Source organism: Massilia cavernae, assembly GCF_003590855.1.
Taxonomy (GTDB): domain Bacteria; phylum Pseudomonadota; class Gammaproteobacteria; order Burkholderiales; family Burkholderiaceae_D; genus Telluria_A; species Telluria_A cavernae.
Map to the genome: position 1 here is coordinate 1 of NZ_QYUP01000138.1, position 16089 is coordinate 16089.

Below are 16089 nucleotides of genomic sequence, written 5' to 3' on the forward strand. Positions count from 1 at the left end.
CCTCCGGCGCAAGGTGGACACGCCGGTAATGCACACGGCCAGCCAGCCGCAGCCCTCGGCAATGGCGGCCATCACGTCGCTGAGGTAATGCACGCCGAGGTAAATGCGGCTCAGGCCGACCAGCCCCACAAGGAAGCAGGCGCCCATCACGACCAAGGCGCGGGTGCGCCAGCTGCGCAGCACAACGACGGCGTAGCACGCCAGCAGTCCATAGAACAAGGTGGCAGCCACAGTATGACCGCTCGGGAAGCTGTAGGTCGGCAGCGACAGCAAGGGATTCTCGAAGCTTGGCCGGGCGCGCTGGAACAGGTGTTTGAGCGCCACGTTAAGCAGCATGCCGCCCGGCACAGCCGTCACCAGGGCCAGCAGCCAGTAGTTGGCCTTGCGCGCGTAGAAATAAGTGCCCGCCAGGGCCGTCATGGCAAGCATTCCCGCTGTGCTGTGCCAGTGGGAAAGGACCATCATCACCTCGGTAAAGGCCGGATGCGCCCGCGCATGGAACCAGTGGGCGAGCCACTCGTCGAGCACGGTAATCTCTTCCTGCTCGACCACATCCCCGGCGATTTCGCCGAACACCCAGGCCGCGCCCAGCATCAGCAGGATGCCGATGGTGAAGTGCAGGCCCAGCTCTTCAGCGGGGGACAGGCGGGCGGCAAGAAAACGGTAGGTGCGGGGAAATCTGTCTCTCATGGATTCGGTTTCGGGGATATTGGTCAAAAAACTACACTTTAGAAAAATTACTGGTTATTCGTACAGTAACTGTGGATTCGTACAGTAGTTGTGATATTCTGGAATCACTCGATCAACGCAAACCTTCAAAGGACTTTGTCATGACCACCTTGAACAGCAGCTTCGGCATGGAATACGCCCCTACTCCTTTCCTGATTCGCCTCGGCCGTCGCGAAATGCTGGTAACGCGCGACTTCCGCAAGCGCTTCTACGCGGTCAATCCTTTCATCGAATGCGACACCGGCATTGAAGCTGGCCATGTCGAGATCCTGCTGTTCCGCCGCTGGCTGCTCATTCTGTCCAAAGCGCACTAAGCCACGTAAATACGCATTATCGCCGCCGCCGGATTCCGGTGGTGTGGCTGTGTACGAAGCCTGGTCAGCGCGCTATTATCGCTGCTGATTCAAGGCTGTTCCACGTACTCAACCAATAACCAGGAGCCGGCGATGACGCGCATGACCGCAGACGATTTCGATCCAGAAGTTCTTAAACTTTTCGACCAGTATGTCCACGGGCAAATTGACCGGCGCGGTTTCCTGTCCGCCGCAAGCCATTATGCCGTCGGCGGCGTCACTGCCGCCAGCATGCTGGCGGCACTGTCACCAAGCTGGGCCGCACAGCAGGTAGCGCCCACCGATCCGCGCATCAAGACCAGTTACGTCACCTACCCTTCGCCAAACGGGTATGGCGAAATGCGCGGCTATCTCGTGCAACCCGCCAATGCCAAGGGCAAACTGCCGGCGGTGCTGGTTGTGCACGAAAACCGCGGCTTGAATCCGCATATCGAAGACATCGCGCGCCGCGTCGCGCTCGAAAACTTCATCGCCTTCGCTCCCGATGCGCTGTTCCCGCTCGGCGGCTACCCGGGCGATGAAGACAAGGCGCGCGAACTGTTCGGCAAGCTCGACCAGACCAAGACGCGCGCCGATTTCATCGAGGCTACCCGCATCCTGGAAAAGATTCCTGGCACGACCGGCAAGGTCGGCGTGGTCGGCTTCTGCTACGGCGGCGGCATTGCCAACTACCTGGCGACCGCCGTGCCGGATCTGGATGCCTCAGTGCCCTTCTACGGCCCGCAGGCGCCCGCTTCCGAAGTTCCGAAGATCAAAGCGCCGCTGCTGATACACGATGCGGAAAAAGACGAGCGCATCATGGCTGGCTGGCCGGCATATGAGACCGCGCTGAAGGCAAACAAGATCAAGTACGAGCACCATGTTTATGCCGGAACCCAGCATGGCTTCAATAACGACACCACACCGCGCTACGACGAGGCCGCTGCAAAGCTCGCGTGGTCGCGCACGATCGAGTTCTTCAAGAAGCACCTGTCCTAGCAGCTCGCTGCGTTGCCGCCTGGCGACTTCACGCACAATGCAACACGCCCAACTGATCCGCGCATGTCTTGCGGACCAGCTGGGCGCATTTTTCGGTCAGGTTCACGTTCGCTGAAAAGAATCGCCAGGCATCGATTTGTCGTGCTCGCCAATGGCGAACCCGAGGAATCGCTGGCGATGGCTATGTACAGCCGTCCTTACTTTCTATCCGGCCGCTGTCCAGGCGGCGACGACGAAAGAAACTCCACATCATCTTCACTGAGCGTTTCCGAAGGAATGGTCTCGATATGGTCGACGTCGATGTCGGCCCCATCGCGCACCACAGTGTCACGTCCTGCCGCCGCGCGTTCGCCGGTACCACCGGAATCGCTGTCGCTGTCGAGGTTGGAATCCCCGACATCCGGCCCTGCTCCGTCAGCACTGCTGGTATCCAGGTCGGACGTAGTGCCGCGCCCTAGATCAAGTTCCTCGTCACGTTCGAGGTCAAGGCCCAAGCCAGGACCGCCGGCGATGTCGCTGCCGCTGTCGGACGAGTCGCTGGGTCCCAATGCGCCGGTGCCGTGGCCGCGCCCAATCACGCGGTCCGGGCTTTCCGGGAAGTTGTCGGGATCAAGTGTGCTATTGCCAGTCATACTGCCTCCAACTTTTTAAATAAAGTGTTATGACAGGCTACTCATTTTTCGCTGCACACGTCGCACGTCCCAACCCCGTTCAGAATGAGTGACGCATGCCGATATTGATCGCACGGTTCATACTGCCGGGCACGATCGAACTGTCGATGGCCGTTCCCGAAATGCTGCGGCTCTTGGTCAGCGACCAGGTGGTATAGAAGTCGGTGCGGCGCGATATCGCGTACGTGGCGCCAAGGGCGAGCTGGTCGGCATCGTGGTTGGCCAGGTCGCGGTCGTTCTTGCGGATGAACGAAGCCAGCAGCGTGGTTTCGCCAAACGGCACGGCGATGCCGACCAGTTTGTCCCGGCTGTCGGTTGACGGCGTGGCGGCAAGGGCGGCGCCGTAAGGATTGTCCGGATTCCACAATGGCGAACTGCCCCAGCCCCGGCTTGCGCTGTAGGCCGCATAGACCTTCGCGGCGCCAAGCTGGACGTTGGCCGCGATGATCGAATTCTTCGCTGCCAGCGTGTTGCCAAGCGCCATGGCCGGCGATACCTTGGCGACGTTCTTGTTCTGGTGCGCCGCGCGCAGCATGATGCGGTTCTGTTCCAGGCCCAGCGAAATACCCCAGGCGCGGTTGCTCGGTGCGGTGCCGTGCGACTCGACCAGGCCGTAGCGTGAATCCGCGAACAGCTTGTCCGAATCGCGGGTGTAGTACTGCACCGTCCCGCTGATGTGTTTGCGCGCTCGCTTGCGTCCGATCGTGAACGGGCCGGCGACGGTCCCGTCGAATGCTTCGCCCACATCCAGCAGGCTCAGGTAGCGGAAACTGTAAGGGCGGACGACCGACAGGCCGGTGTGGAGCGCATCGCATCCTTCGCAAGCGCTTTCGACCTTGCCGTCCGTATCCATCAGGCCATACACAGTCACAGGCGATTGTGCGTTCGCTGTACCAGCGCAGATGCACAGTGCGGTGACCGCAAGATAGGACGCTTTCATGACATGCTCCGAGGTAATGCTCTTCTTGTTTACACCTTCTTTATCCTCCGATTTCTGTTAGCGTTCTGTCAGTTATCACACATAAGCGCAGCTTGCTTCGAGCCTACCTTAGCCATCGCCAAGGCGCCCTCCGACGGAAGCAAAAAAACCAGCTCGCCATGCCGGCAAGCCACGCTCCGTGTATGATTCCTTCCGCAACTATTTCTTGTGATACTGACCGACGGTACCAACAACGAGCCTGTCCGCAGAACGCAAACATCGAGGGTTTCAATGTACGCCAATCTGCGAAGGAAAGCACGCTGAACTCGATTGCAAATCTTCAGCCGCTTCTCAAGAGAAAATGGACGTCGAAAACACTTGGCTGACGACATGAACTACGGCTGGGAACTGGCCTGGACCTGACAAATCGACTCGAAAAAAAGGATGGAAATGAAGCAGAACTATATCGACGGAAACTGGGTTGACGGCGCAAGCACCACGGCAAACATCAACCCGTCGAACACCAGCGACGTCATCGGCCACTACGCGCAGGCCGATGCCCAGCAGGCACAGATGGCGATTGCCGCGGCCGCCGCCGCCGCGCCCGGATGGGCGCTGTCGAACGTACAGATGCGCGCGGACGCGCTCGACAAGATCGGCACCGAAATCATTGCGCGCAAGGAAGAGCTTGGCACCTTGCTGTCGCGCGAAGAAGGCAAGACCCGCGTCGAAGGCATCGGCGAAGCGGCGCGTGCCGGCGCAATCTTCAAGTTCTTCGCACAGGAATGCCTGCGCCTGCGCGGCGACAAGTTGCCGTCGGTACGCCCGAACCTCGACGTCGAAATCACGCGCGAACCAGTAGGCGTGGTCGGCATCATCGCGCCGTGGAACTTCCCGATCGCGATCCCCGCATGGAAAATCGCGCCCGCCCTCGCCTACGGCAACTGCGTGCTGCTCAAGCCCGCCGAACTGGTGCCGGGCAGCGCATGGGCATTGGCGGAAATCATCAGCCGCGCGGGCCTGCCGAACGGCGTGTTCAACCTGGTGATGGGGCGCGGCAGCGTGGTCGGCCAGGCCTTCCTGAACGACCGCCGCGTCAACGCGATCAGCTTTACCGGGTCGGTCGGCACGGGCGCCAAGGTGGCGCAGGCCTGCGTCGGCCGCCTGGCCAAGATGCAGCTTGAAATGGGCGGCAAGAACCCGCTGGTCATCCTGAACGACGCCGACCTGGCCACCGCAGTCAACTGCGCGGTGCAAGGCTCATTCTATTCGACCGGCCAGCGCTGCACCGCGTCGAGCCGGCTGATCGTCGAGAAAGGCATTTACCCGGCCTTCGTCGCAGCAGTGAAGGACAAGCTGGCCAGCCTGGCGATTGGCGATGCGCTGGCGGCCGGCACCGACATCGGCCCGGTCGTCGACCAGAGCCAGCTCGAGCAGGACATGGAGTACATCCGCATCGGCCGCGATGAAGGCGCCACCCTCGCGTTCGGCGGCGAACGCCTCGAACGCGACACGCCCGGCTTCTACCTGAGCCCTGCCCTGTTCACCGACTGCAGCAACGACATGCGCATCAGCCGCGAAGAAATCTTTGGCCCGGTGGCCAGCGTGATTCCTGCCGACAACTACGAGCACGCGCTGGCGTTGGCGAACGACACCGAGTTCGGCCTGTCGAGCGGTATCGTGACCACTTCGCTGAAGTACGCGACGCATTACAAGCGCCACGCGCAGGCCGGCATGGTGATGGTAAACGTGCCGACGGCCGGCGTCGATTACCATGTACCTTTCGGCGGCAGCAAGGGGTCGAGTTTCGGCTCGCGCGAGCAAGGCAGCTACGCGGCCGAGTTCTTCACCACCGTCAAAACCGCATACTGCGGCGTTTAAGCGTCACCAACAGGAGAACGGCGTGAAATACGTGATCGTACTGGCCGTCGTTTTCCTGTTGTTGTCGTCGATGATGGGCCGGGCCAGCAAAAAAGGGAAACTGAACGAGCAAGCCAACAAGGCCGTTACCGGCCTTGCCAACGCCATGCGCTATCTTGTGTACGCGCTGATGATCGTCATGGCGATCGCCCTCGTCATATTCACTTACCACGAGTTCATGTAGATGCCACGTTAGCGGCCAGCAGGCGCTATTCCGTTCGCCTACAAATACTTCACCCACAACTCATTGGAGAACTTGCCGGTGGGGTCGGCCTTGCGCTTCACCGCGCGGAACGCATCAGCCTCCGGATAGGCCTGCTCGAACTGCGCTTTCGTCGCATGCAACTGATATGGCAGGTAGTAACGTCCCTCGTAGCCCAAGGCGACATCGATCATTGCGCGCGTCCATGTCGCGGTCTGCTCGCACGCCGCGGAGCCAGTGCCCTGCTTGTAATAGACGACAAACGAGAACACCTCCTCCTTCGCCCACGGCAGCAACGGAATCGGGTCGGCCATCGCATGGCGAACCGAGACGTTCAACACCTTCGCTTCGAACTTGCGGATGGTCGCCGCCATGTCTTTGACATACGCTTCGAAGTGGCGGACCGGAATAAAGTACTCCTGCAGGACGTAGGTCGAATACCTGCGCGACTCGGGTTCGAGCTCGGCGACGTCCAGGCTGGCCTCGTGGTTACGCCATTTGACCTTTGCCCCTGCATGGCGCAGGGGGTGCGCCACGCTCTTGATCAGCAGGTCGGCCAGGGGCGCCTCCGTCATCAGGAAGATAATGTTCTGCTCAAGCTCGTACGAAGCGCCACGTGCAACAAGCCGCCTTGTCTCCGTCAAGGGCTTCCGTGTCCTCCGCCAGCTGACGGACACCGGCGCGTTGAAGTGCGGCGGGCTCAGGTCGGCATTGTGGAAAATGTGGTCGCCGGCGTCGGCCAGCCGCGCGAAGTGGGCCGGATAATCTTTCAGCGCCACGGACTTCACGACCCGTTCGATTCGGACGTTGTCGGCAAGGTCAAGTTCGACTTCCGTGATCACCCCTACCGCGCCATAGCCGCCGATGGCCGCCCGGAAAAGCTCGGTATTCAATGTTGGCGTCGCTTCCACGACCGTGCCATCGGCGATCACGATCTTTAACGCGCGCACGGTGCTGCCGACCGGGCCCGAATCGATGTAGCGGCCGTGCGCGTTCACCGATACCGCACCGCCGGCCGTAAAGTTCGAATAGCTTTGCATCGACCTCACGGACAGGTCGGCCAGGTCCAGCACATCCTGCAAATCGCGCCAGCGGATGCCCGCCTGCACCCGGGCCACCTTCGCCTGGGTATCGAGGTTCAGGAGCTTGTTCATTTTGCGCATGTCCAGATGCAGTCCCCCGGTGATACCGACCTGGCCGCCCATGCTGTAGCGGCCGCCACCGACGGCGATCTTGCCTGGCCAGGCGCGCACCTCCTGCGCAACCTCCTGCGTTGTGGCCGGCGCCACAACTCGTGCGACCTGGACGGTATACAGTTGCGTGACGTTCGGCACCGCCACCAGCGGCTGCGCAAGCGCCAATGCAGGGTGAAGCGACAACACACCGGCTGCTGCCAGTGCTTGGCCAAGAAAGGTACGACGTGCAGTCAGCATCAGCGCTCCATGGGGAAACCGTCAAATCATCAACACGCCTGTACGCCGGCGACGGACCGATCCTAACTCATCTCCACCGGGACAAAATGCGTTGAATGTAACGTCGAGAAACGCACGAGACAGCAAGGGCTCGCCGAAGGATAATGGGGCATGTTCAAACTGACCTTCCTGGGCACATCCGCGGGTGTGCCGACAAAGAACCGCAACGTCACCGCCCTCGCCCTGCAGACCACGCTTAACCGCGACTGGTGGCTGATCGACTGCGGCGAAGCGACCCAGCACCGGCTGCAGCACATTCCGCTGACCGTGCACGAACTGGCCGGCATCTGCATCACGCACGTCCACGGCGACCACAGCTACGGGCTTCCGGGCCTGCTGGCGAGCGCCTCGATGACCGGACGCAAGCGTCCGTTGATACTGATCGCGCCCCAGCCGGTGCGCGCCTGGCTCGAAGCGACCTTCCTGCACACCGAGTTGTATTTGCCGTACCCGATCATCCATGTGGACGTCGCCCCCATCCAGCAGGTCCATCAGCAACCGGGATTGACGATCGAGCGTTTTCCCCTGTCGCACCGCGTGCCCAGCGTAGGATTCCGCTTCTCGGTCGAAAGCACCAAGTGGAAGCTCGACACCGCCGCATTGCGCGCGGCCGGCGTCGCGGCGGGACCGGACTGGGGAAAACTGCACTCGGGCGAGGATGTCGTTCATGACGATGGAACCGTGCTCAAGGCAAATGATTTCCGGATTCCCCAAACGGAGCGCGCAGCCGTCGTAGTGGGCGGCGACAACGATACGCCGTCTTTGCTCGCTGGCGCCTGCGAAGGCGCTCAATTACTGGTGCACGAAGCGACCTACACCGAGGCGATCTCGCAGAAGGTGGGCCCCGGCCCCACCCACAGCTCGGTCCAGCAGGTGGCGCAGTTTGCCACCGCGAGCGGGATGCCGAACCTGATCCTGACGCACTTCAGCGCGCGTTACGATACCGCCGCAGGTATGGCCGAACTCGAGGCCGAGGCGCGCCAGCACTATTCCGGCCAGCTTTTCCTCGCGCGCGACTTCGATAGCTATGAACTCGGCCCTGATTCAGTGCTGACGAAAATCCCGCGGCCGGAGCGCAATACCGTCCCGCGCGCCCGCGATCCGGACCCGGCTTAACCCGCTGCACATGAGGTAGAGTGACGGTCCAGCCGCCGTCGGCATTGCGACGTAAATTTTTTTCTCCGGCATGCCGATTTTAGCGATCCGCAAACGTCGTACTGAATGAGACAGGGGAAAATCCTTGTCCTTTCCAAACCGTTTTTTCGTTAGCAGCGCCATTCAACTAGAAAGGAAGGTACAACATGAACAAGCAAATCTTCGTCAACCTGCCAGTGAAGGACCTCGCCAAATCCAAGGAATTCTTCTCGGCCCTGGGTTACACCTTCAATCCGCAGTTCACCGACGAGAATGCAGCATGCATGATTATTTCCGAGAACAGCATCTACGCCATGCTGCTGGTAAGGGACTACTTCAAGACGTTCACTAGCAAGCCAGTCGCCAGTGCACATGAAGTAACCGAAGTGCTGACCTGCCTGTCGTGCGAAAGCCGGGAAGAAGTCGATGGACTGGTAGCCAAGGCTCTGGCGGCCGGCGGCAAGGCGCCGCGCGCCGCGCAGGACTACGGCTTCATGTACTCCCATGGGTTTGAAGACCTGGATGGGCATATCTGGGAACTGGCGTACATGAGCGACATGCCAGGCTAATACGTCAAGCGGGCCGGGGCTCGGACTATTTCGGTACGGTGGCCGCATCCCGCAACACTGAAGCGGCCCGTTTGTCGCGCCACGAAGCCGAACGATCATGTTTGATCAGCGACACGGCCAGCGCGGCGATCACCGCTGGGATGGCAATGGCAAGGAAGTTCCGCTCCAGCGGAAGCGCCATTCCCACCAGCGTTCCGATCACGATCGGCGCCAGGATCGCGCCGCTGCGACCGACCCCGGATGCCCATCCGATGCCGGTCGAGCGCACTGGCATAGGGTAGAACTGGCCAGCGTAGGCATAGGTGACGATCTGTGTGCCGATCGTCGATGCGCCGGCCAAACCGACCAGCAGATACAGCGCTTCAACTGGAACCTTATAGCCTAGCAGCGTGATCGAGACGGCTGCCAGCACGTACATTGCTACCAGCACGTACTTGATATGAAAACGGTCAGCCAGCCAGCCGCCGCCAATGGCGCCAACAACGCCGCCCAGGTTCAGGACGAGCACGAAAGCGAGCGCCGAGCCCAGGCTGAAGCCCGCACTGGCCATCAATTTGGTCAACCATGAGCTGAGCGCATACACCATGAACAGGCACATGAAGAACGCCACCCAGAACATGGCGGTGCTGAACCCGCGGCCATCCTGGAACAACCTGGCGATGGGCGCGCCTTCCACCTTGTCGCGGGGCGGCAAGGCGAACTGGTCATTTTTATCGGGCCGGTAGCCAGGCTCGATGCGCGCCGCAATGGCCTTCAATTCATCCAGCCGCTGCTGCTTGATCAGGAAGGGCATCGACTCGGGAAGGTATTTCAGGATGAACGGGATCAGCACGACCGGCACGCCGGCGGCGATGAAGACCGAGGACCAGCCGTACGCTTCGATCATTCCCTTGCCCATCAGCGCGGCAAGCATGCCCCCGACCGCGTAACCGCTGAACATCAATGTCACCATTGTCGAGCGTATTTTCCTGGGCGAGTATTCCGTCATCTGCGCCACGACATTCGGCATGACGCCGCCGATTCCCAAGCCCGCGAGGAAGCGAAACGCGCTGAAGGTGTACGGCGAACTCGCCAAACCGGCGGCCGCGGTGAACACACTGAACAGGCCGATGCAAATTGCAATGGTCTTGCGTCGCCCGATCTTGTCGGCAACGGTACCTAGGAAGATCGCGCCGAACATCATGCCAAACAGGGCGGAACTGACCATGAATCCGGCGTCCTGGGCGGTGACACCCATCTCTTTCATGATCGATGGCAGCGCTATGCCGGCGACGGCAAGGTCGTACCCATCGCAGATGATAATGAGCGCGCACCAAAACAGGACGCCGACATGAAAGCGGTTCAAACGCGCTTCGTCCGCCAGTTTGTGAACATCAATTTGTCGCATTGTGTTTCTCCTTGCTTTAACCATGTGATCGATGGCGATCATGCGGCGCGGTATCACCCATTGAATTGGCCGGTATTCGCACGATAGATAACAGCGACCGGCGCGTCCAAGACCGAATGAGTATCCGCACGATACCTAAAAGGTTTTGGCGCCGGGTCCATACCCCAAGGGTATGCCATTAATACTGCAACGGTATTAGACGCGTCGCGCGCCCGAATCTACGATTGCAGCGCAGCAATACAAGAATAGGAACCGGCACAAGCCGGCCTGAAGAACAAACGGAGACTGAGAGTGTTGAAATCGATTATCGCGATGGCTGCGTCACGCAAGCAGGAGCCAGCGATGCGGGCGGCGTTCACCGAGCCCGCCACCAAGGCAGTCACGGCGCTCCCCATCGCGGGGCCAATACCAATGCCGCTTGCCGTCCACGCTATCGACCTGAGTCACTGCGCTGGACACATCCAGCAATTGCTCGATTCTATTCGGCTCGCCACGCATGACATGGAACGAGCCGGCGCTGCGGCCGCGTCTTCCGGCATGGGCGTCGAACGCGCGCACGAATCGGTGAGGCAGACCGTTGCCTCCATCAACATCGTCGCTGAATTCCTGGAGCGGTCATTCTCCAACTATAAACTGCTTGCCGTTCAGTCTGCGATGATCGGCGACATCGTCGAAACCATCCAGGGTATAGCGAACCAAACCAACCTTCTCGCCGTCAACGCGGCCATCGAAGCTGCGCGAGCGGGAACCAGCGGACGCGGCTTCGCTGTCATCGCCGCGGAGGTGCGTCAACTGGCAGAGCGCTCTCGCCTGTCGGGCAAGGAAATTGGCAGCATTGCCGCGCAGCTCAAAGAGTCGTCGCGGCTTGCCATTGATGAATCAGAAGCCACCCTTGCCAATGCGCATGAGGGGGCGCGGCGCGCCGACGCAGCGCTGCAAGCGATGGAACAGGTGATCGATGGCGCGGCGCAACGGGTCCAGATCGTCCGCCAAATCAGCGCCGCGCTCGATCAACAGCTGCGGCTCGGCAATCAGCTCGCCGATGACATGGTCGCGCTGGGAGCCAAGGGATGAGGCACGGCCCCTGACTGGCACTCTAGCGGCTCTCGCTCACCGCGATATCGACCAGCGATTTGCCGTCAGGACTGACGGTGCACTTCGCCTGCAGTGTCGACGCCATATTCATTTCATTCTTGGCAGAGAACTTGATTGAGACGACCAGCTGGCCCTGGGCATCCTTCGCCACTGGCGTATCGTTCGAGATGTAGGAGATCGATTTCGGGTTGGTGGCGCGGGACTCGATCGTGTTCATGCAGGTCTGGCGTGCTGCGGCGTCGAGGGGACTCTCAGGCGCTGGTGTCTTTCCGCACCCAGCCATTGCGATCGCACATACGAAAATCAGTTTTTTCATTCTTTCATCCTTTTTAATCACGCGACTTCCACAGATTTCAGCTTGGTTTGAGCTCCCACGGTCGGCGGCGCGCTATGCCCGCCCGCCCTTGCGTGTTCAGCCATCAGATGGGCGACGATCCGGCCGAGGCGGCGACCGGACAGACTCCGCGCATTGTACAGTTGCGGAGAATCGTCTCCGCAACTCACCGATGTTGATTGAGAAAGAAGTCGGGCCAGAAGAAATTTGGAAGGCGCGCGTTTACGCTCGACTGCCAATCGTGCGCAGCGCCGCGACCAAACGCTCGATCTGCATTTCCGACGTAAACACCGATGGAGTCACCCGCACGCAGGCTCCCGATGCCAATCCATCGCGATGGATTGTGAACACGCCGTGATCGACCACCAAACGTTTAGACAATGCCATATTGTCCGCTAAGGTAAGGCGACCTTTCAGGCGGAACGAGGCAATCGCACTGGTCAGTCGAGGATCGGCCGAGGCCAGCACCTCGATGCCGTCGAGTTCGCGTGCAGCCTCGACCCAGAGGTTGCGCAACCGGTGCAGGCGCGCCTGCTTGTTGGCAACGCCGATCTGTTCATGCAAGTCGAACGCCAGTGGCAAGGCGAGATAAGCGGCAAAGTTGACGGTGCCGGTATGCACCCGCGTGCGCACATCGTCGCCGTCGCGCTCCCCCATGTACGGATCGATGTCGCGCACGCGGCCGCGCTTGATGTACAGTGCGCCCACGCCCACCGGCGCTCCAATCCACTTGTGCAGGTTGATGCCAACGAAGTCAGCCTGCAAATCCGGTATCCGCATGTCAAGCTGGCCAAAGCCATGCGCCGTGTCCACGATCACATCGACGCCGCGCTCGCGCGCCATGCGGCTGATTTCCGCCACCGGCAACACCATGCCATTGCGGTGGTTAACGTGGGTCAGCAGTATCAGTTTCAGCTTGGGATGACTGTCCAGCGCCTTTGCATAGCACTCGATAACGCCTGCATGCGTGGCCGGTTCCGGCAAGTTGATGGACACCACCTCGACGCCGCGCCGCTGTTTCAGCCAGCGCATCGCACTGATCATAGCGTCGTAATCAATATCGGCGTACAGCACCACGTCGCCCTTGCTCAAGCGATTGTAGCCGCTGATCAGTGCCTGCAGTGCCTCGGTGGCGCCGCGCGTAAGAACGATTTCATCGAGCTCCACGCCCAACGCAGCGGCGGCCCGGCTGCGCGCAACCTCGGCCTCGGCCGGAAAGTCCTTGCGGCCATACCAGGCGTTGCCGTGATTTACCTTGGCGATATCACGCTGATAGGCCTCCAGTACCGGACGCGCCATCGATCCCCAGTAGCCATTTTCCAACGGCACCACCGCGTCGGTGATGTCGTACAAAGCGGCCACTTTCGACCAGTAGCGCTGATCGGCCGCCAGACTGGCCGGCGTCAGGCCAGGCGGCGGAGCGAGCGCCACCGGCAGCTGCGCAGCCGCCAGCGCGCTCACCGGCGCCAATGGCAGCAAGGCGCCGGCGCGAAGCCAGGCCCGGCGCCGGCTATCAATTTTCAAAACGTCACCTTGTATTCGACGTACAGGTTCCTGCCATCGGTGTCGTACGGTGCGTTGCGAGAATAGATCAGGCCGCGGCTGGCCTGGAAAGTGGCCTCATCAGGATACTCGTCCGTCACGTTGTCGATGCCGAAACGAATCGAATGCATCTTGTTGATCTGGTAGCCGGCAGCCAGGTCCAGGAACTGCATAGCACCGAAGCGCTGGAAGATATCGCCGGTCGCGTTGCCGCTGTTATCCGTCCACGAACCATAGTGACGGATTCGGCCAAGCATGCTCCACTTGTCAAGGTCGTAGGTGGCGCTGAACGTTGCCTTCTGGCGCGGCAGGCGCTCCTCGAACACGGTGCGCTGCGCAACATTGGTTGCCACGCTGGAGCGCCCGCTATCCACCGTCGTGGTGTTGTAGTTGTACGCAGCCGTCAGGTTCATCTTGCCGGCGCCGACCCGGGTGAGGTAGCTGCCGACGATGTCGACGCCCTGGGTGGTGGTGTCGAAATCGTTAGTGAAGTAGTTGACCGATGTGTAGCGCAAAGGATTGTCGATGCCGGCCGGGATTGCAAACGAGGCCGAGGTGCTGAAGCGGTCACTCAGCTGGATGTCGTAGAAGTCAACTGAGCCGGAGAAGCCGGCCGGCGTTTTCCAGGTGAAACCCATCGACAAATTCTTCGACTGTTCCGGCTTCAGCGGCTTGGCACCGAGAAGTATCGCCAGCGGATCATTGGTCGCCAGGCGACCGCCGGTGAAAATTTGCAAGGTCTTGGTATCGAGCCCCTGGTTGGTGCTGTTGGTGTTCAACTGGCCCGGGGTCGGTGCCCGGAAGCCCGTCGAGTAAGAGCCGCGAAGCGCAAAGTTCGGGGTCAGCGTGTAACGTGCCGACAGCTTGCCGTCGACAGTGCTTCCGAACTCGGAAAAATGTTCGTAGCGGGCGGCCATGCCCACGTTCATGCGCTCGCCAAGCGGCACCTCCACGTCCAGATACGCCGCATAGCTGTCCTGCCCCCACTCGCCCGCCTGGCGCTTACTGAAGCCGGGCGCGCCGTTCGAATTGGACTCCAGGCCGGAAGCAGCGCCAGGGCCTACCGCGTACGATTCCGGATCGCCGGCCTTGACGCCATAGGTCTCGTTACGGAACTCGGTACCGAACGCGATGTTCACCGGCTGCGCCAGCGCCGCCACCAGCAGCTCGTAATTGAAGTTGGCATTGACGATCTTTTCCTCCTGCGACAACTCACCGAGGTAGAACGACGTCGGGCTGTTCGGGCCGAGCGACGCGTTGATGGAATTGCTCAGGGTGTAATCGATGCTATTGCGTCCGAACGAAGCGCTTACGTCCCAACGGAAGCGGTCGCTGAAGTATCCGCGCAGCCCGCCGACCAATTGAATATCATCCTGCTCGTTAAAGTATTTGGGACTGAAGCCAAGCGGATAGACGGAATGCAGATTCCAGCCCGGGAACACGCTGCTGTTGCGGTAGACGCCGGTGGTGGTGTCCGGATTGCGCCAGTTAAAGTCGGACAAGCCCTCGCTGGCGCCGTACAAGCCATGGCCATACAGCTCGAGCTCATCTGACAACGCATATTTTGCATTGAAGCCGACACGCTTGCTCTCGAGGTCAGGCTGGCCCCAGCGCTGTACCGGATTCGGCACATTGAGTTCAGGATGCGCTGCCTGGAAAGCGATCGCATCGGGGCGTTGGCGGGTACGCGAGGTCGCGTCGGACTTGTCCACTTCGGCAAACAGAACCAGGCGGCCATTGTCGCCCAAGGCAAAACCGGTCTTGGCGCGGAAGCCAGTGGCGGCGCCATCGCCTTCGGAATACTGCGAATGGCGCAGCGACAATTCGGTGCCGACTGTGTCATCGAGAATGATATTGATCACGCCGGCAATCGCATCCGAACCGTATTGGGCCGACGCGCCGTCGCGCAGCACTTCGATGCGCTTGATCGCGCTGGTCGGGATCTGTGCCAGGTCGGCCGCTTGCGCACCGCGCGAGCCGAGCAAGGCGCTGCGGTGAAAGCGCCGGCCGTTGACCAGCACCAGCGTCTGGTCCGGTGACAGCCCACGCAGCGTAGCCGGGCGCACGAACACTTGGCCATCGTTCATCGGCATGCGCTGCACCACATACGATGGCACCAGCTGAGCCAGCACGTCATTCAGGTCGTTCGACTCGACCGCGGCGATTTCATCACGGTTGAACACGTCCACCGGCGCCAGCGTATCGAACTGGGTGCGATTGGCGCCACGGGTGCCGGTAACGATTACCGATTGCTGGACGCTCACTTCGGGCATGTCGTTGGAAGGCACAAGCTGAGAACCAACGGCGGCTGCCGCTGCATTGTTGGCAGTCTGGGCATGCGCGCTCATGAGAGCGTTCATTGCGCACAGCGCTACCGCGCTGGCAATACGGGTTTTCTTGAATGTCATGACTCTGTTCTTTGCAATGATGAATGAAACAACTCCACGTTCGCCGCGGAGAGTTCAGGTTTTCCCTGAATCCGTACCAGAAAGTGTTTTTTGACTAACTTCACGAAGATTTAGTTAAATTTCAACTTCTTTCTGACGAGCTATATATTAGGAAAGTTGTGTTTCAAGCGTGTGACTGCAAAGACGAAAGTCCCTTGATGAGGTCATTCAATGTGCTGGCGAATCGTTATTGATCGATGGAGCTGTAACGCGTCGGCGGGCGTCGGGAATCGGCCGTCGCTCACATCGAGCGTGGTTCCGGTCAAAGTCGCCGTCGCCGGCCCGGCAAGGAAGAGTACGCAGCGCGCCGATCCCTCCATTGCGCTCGCCCTGGGCA

15 protein-coding genes are annotated in these 16089 nt (G+C 60.6%); 7 read left to right on the forward strand and 8 right to left on the reverse strand.

Going from position 1 to position 16089, the window contains the following annotated elements:
* Positions 1–690: phosphatase PAP2 family protein (locus D3872_RS18060; protein ID WP_147373913.1), on the reverse strand; the 690-nt coding region annotated here is incomplete at its 3' end.
* 140 nt (positions 691–830) lie between these two features.
* On the opposite strand from D3872_RS18060, the gene D3872_RS18065 reads away from it, so the two are divergent.
* Together D3872_RS18065 and D3872_RS18070 are read left to right on the forward strand one after the other, a co-directional pair.
* Entirely contained in the window at positions 831–1043 is a 213-nt protein-coding gene (locus tag D3872_RS18065) for a hypothetical protein (protein WP_119812110.1), read from the forward strand.
* Positions 1044–1175: 132 nt separating this feature from the next.
* Positions 1176–2060, forward strand: coding sequence for a dienelactone hydrolase family protein (locus D3872_RS18070; RefSeq protein ID WP_119812111.1), 885 nt, complete (start codon positions 1176–1178; stop codon positions 2058–2060).
* A gap of 197 nt (positions 2061–2257) precedes the next feature.
* On the opposite strand, the gene D3872_RS18075 is transcribed toward D3872_RS18070, so the two are convergent.
* Entirely contained in the window at positions 2258–2692 is a 435-nt protein-coding gene (locus tag D3872_RS18075) for a hypothetical protein (RefSeq protein WP_119812112.1), read from the reverse strand.
* 79 nt (positions 2693–2771) lie between these two features.
* Entirely contained in the window at positions 2772–3671 is a 900-nt protein-coding gene (locus D3872_RS18080; RefSeq protein WP_119812113.1) for a porin, read from the reverse strand.
* Positions 3672–4100: 429 nt separating this feature from the next.
* On the opposite strand from D3872_RS18080, the gene D3872_RS18085 reads away from it, so the two are divergent.
* Together D3872_RS18085 and D3872_RS18090 are read left to right on the forward strand one after the other, a co-directional pair.
* Positions 4101–5531: an aldehyde dehydrogenase family protein gene (locus D3872_RS18085; protein WP_119812121.1), complete on the forward strand. Its 1431-nt coding sequence runs from the start codon at positions 4101–4103 to the stop codon at positions 5529–5531.
* A gap of 22 nt (positions 5532–5553) precedes the next feature.
* On the forward strand, positions 5554–5754 hold the full coding sequence (locus tag D3872_RS18090; protein ID WP_119812114.1) for a hypothetical protein: 201 nt from the start codon (positions 5554–5556) through the stop codon (positions 5752–5754).
* A 38-nt stretch (positions 5755–5792) separates the two neighbouring features.
* Here the strand turns inward: D3872_RS18090 and D3872_RS18095 are convergent, their stop codons facing one another.
* The gene (locus tag D3872_RS18095; RefSeq protein WP_119812115.1) at positions 5793–7205 is read right to left on the reverse strand and encodes an FAD-binding oxidoreductase; all 1413 of its coding nucleotides are present in this window, start codon (positions 7203–7205) and stop codon (positions 5793–5795) included.
* Between the two features lie 150 nt (positions 7206–7355).
* On the opposite strand from D3872_RS18095, the gene D3872_RS18100 reads away from it, so the two are divergent.
* Both D3872_RS18100 and D3872_RS18105 read left to right on the forward strand, forming a co-directional pair.
* The gene (locus D3872_RS18100) at positions 7356–8360 is read left to right on the forward strand and encodes a ribonuclease Z (RefSeq protein WP_119812116.1); all 1005 of its coding nucleotides are present in this window, start codon (positions 7356–7358) and stop codon (positions 8358–8360) included.
* Between the two features lie 185 nt (positions 8361–8545).
* Complete coding sequence (locus tag D3872_RS18105) at positions 8546–8947, forward strand: VOC family protein (protein ID WP_119812117.1); 402 nt, start codon at positions 8546–8548, stop codon at positions 8945–8947.
* A gap of 25 nt (positions 8948–8972) precedes the next feature.
* Here D3872_RS18105 and D3872_RS18110 read toward each other — a convergent pair whose 3' ends face one another.
* Complete coding sequence (locus tag D3872_RS18110) at positions 8973–10334, reverse strand: MFS transporter (protein ID WP_119812118.1); 1362 nt, start codon at positions 10332–10334, stop codon at positions 8973–8975.
* Between the two features lie 291 nt (positions 10335–10625).
* On the opposite strand from D3872_RS18110, the gene D3872_RS18115 reads away from it, so the two are divergent.
* Entirely contained in the window at positions 10626–11408 is a 783-nt protein-coding gene (locus D3872_RS18115; RefSeq protein ID WP_220476961.1) for a methyl-accepting chemotaxis protein, read from the forward strand.
* A gap of 22 nt (positions 11409–11430) precedes the next feature.
* On the opposite strand, the gene D3872_RS18120 is transcribed toward D3872_RS18115, so the two are convergent.
* The 3 genes from D3872_RS18120 to D3872_RS18130 form a co-directional block, all read right to left on the reverse strand.
* Complete coding sequence (locus D3872_RS18120) at positions 11431–11745, reverse strand: hypothetical protein (protein ID WP_147373914.1); 315 nt, start codon at positions 11743–11745, stop codon at positions 11431–11433.
* Positions 11746–11985: 240 nt separating this feature from the next.
* The gene (locus D3872_RS18125; RefSeq protein ID WP_220476962.1) at positions 11986–13287 is read right to left on the reverse strand and encodes an aminotransferase class V-fold PLP-dependent enzyme; all 1302 of its coding nucleotides are present in this window, start codon (positions 13285–13287) and stop codon (positions 11986–11988) included.
* Positions 13284–15713 (reverse strand): TonB-dependent receptor plug domain-containing protein, encoded by a 2430-nt coding sequence (locus tag D3872_RS18130; protein ID WP_220476963.1) that lies wholly within the window; start codon positions 15711–15713, stop codon positions 13284–13286. The genes D3872_RS18125 and D3872_RS18130 overlap by 4 nt, the downstream gene beginning before the upstream one ends.
* Positions 15714–16089: the final 376 nt, after the last annotated feature.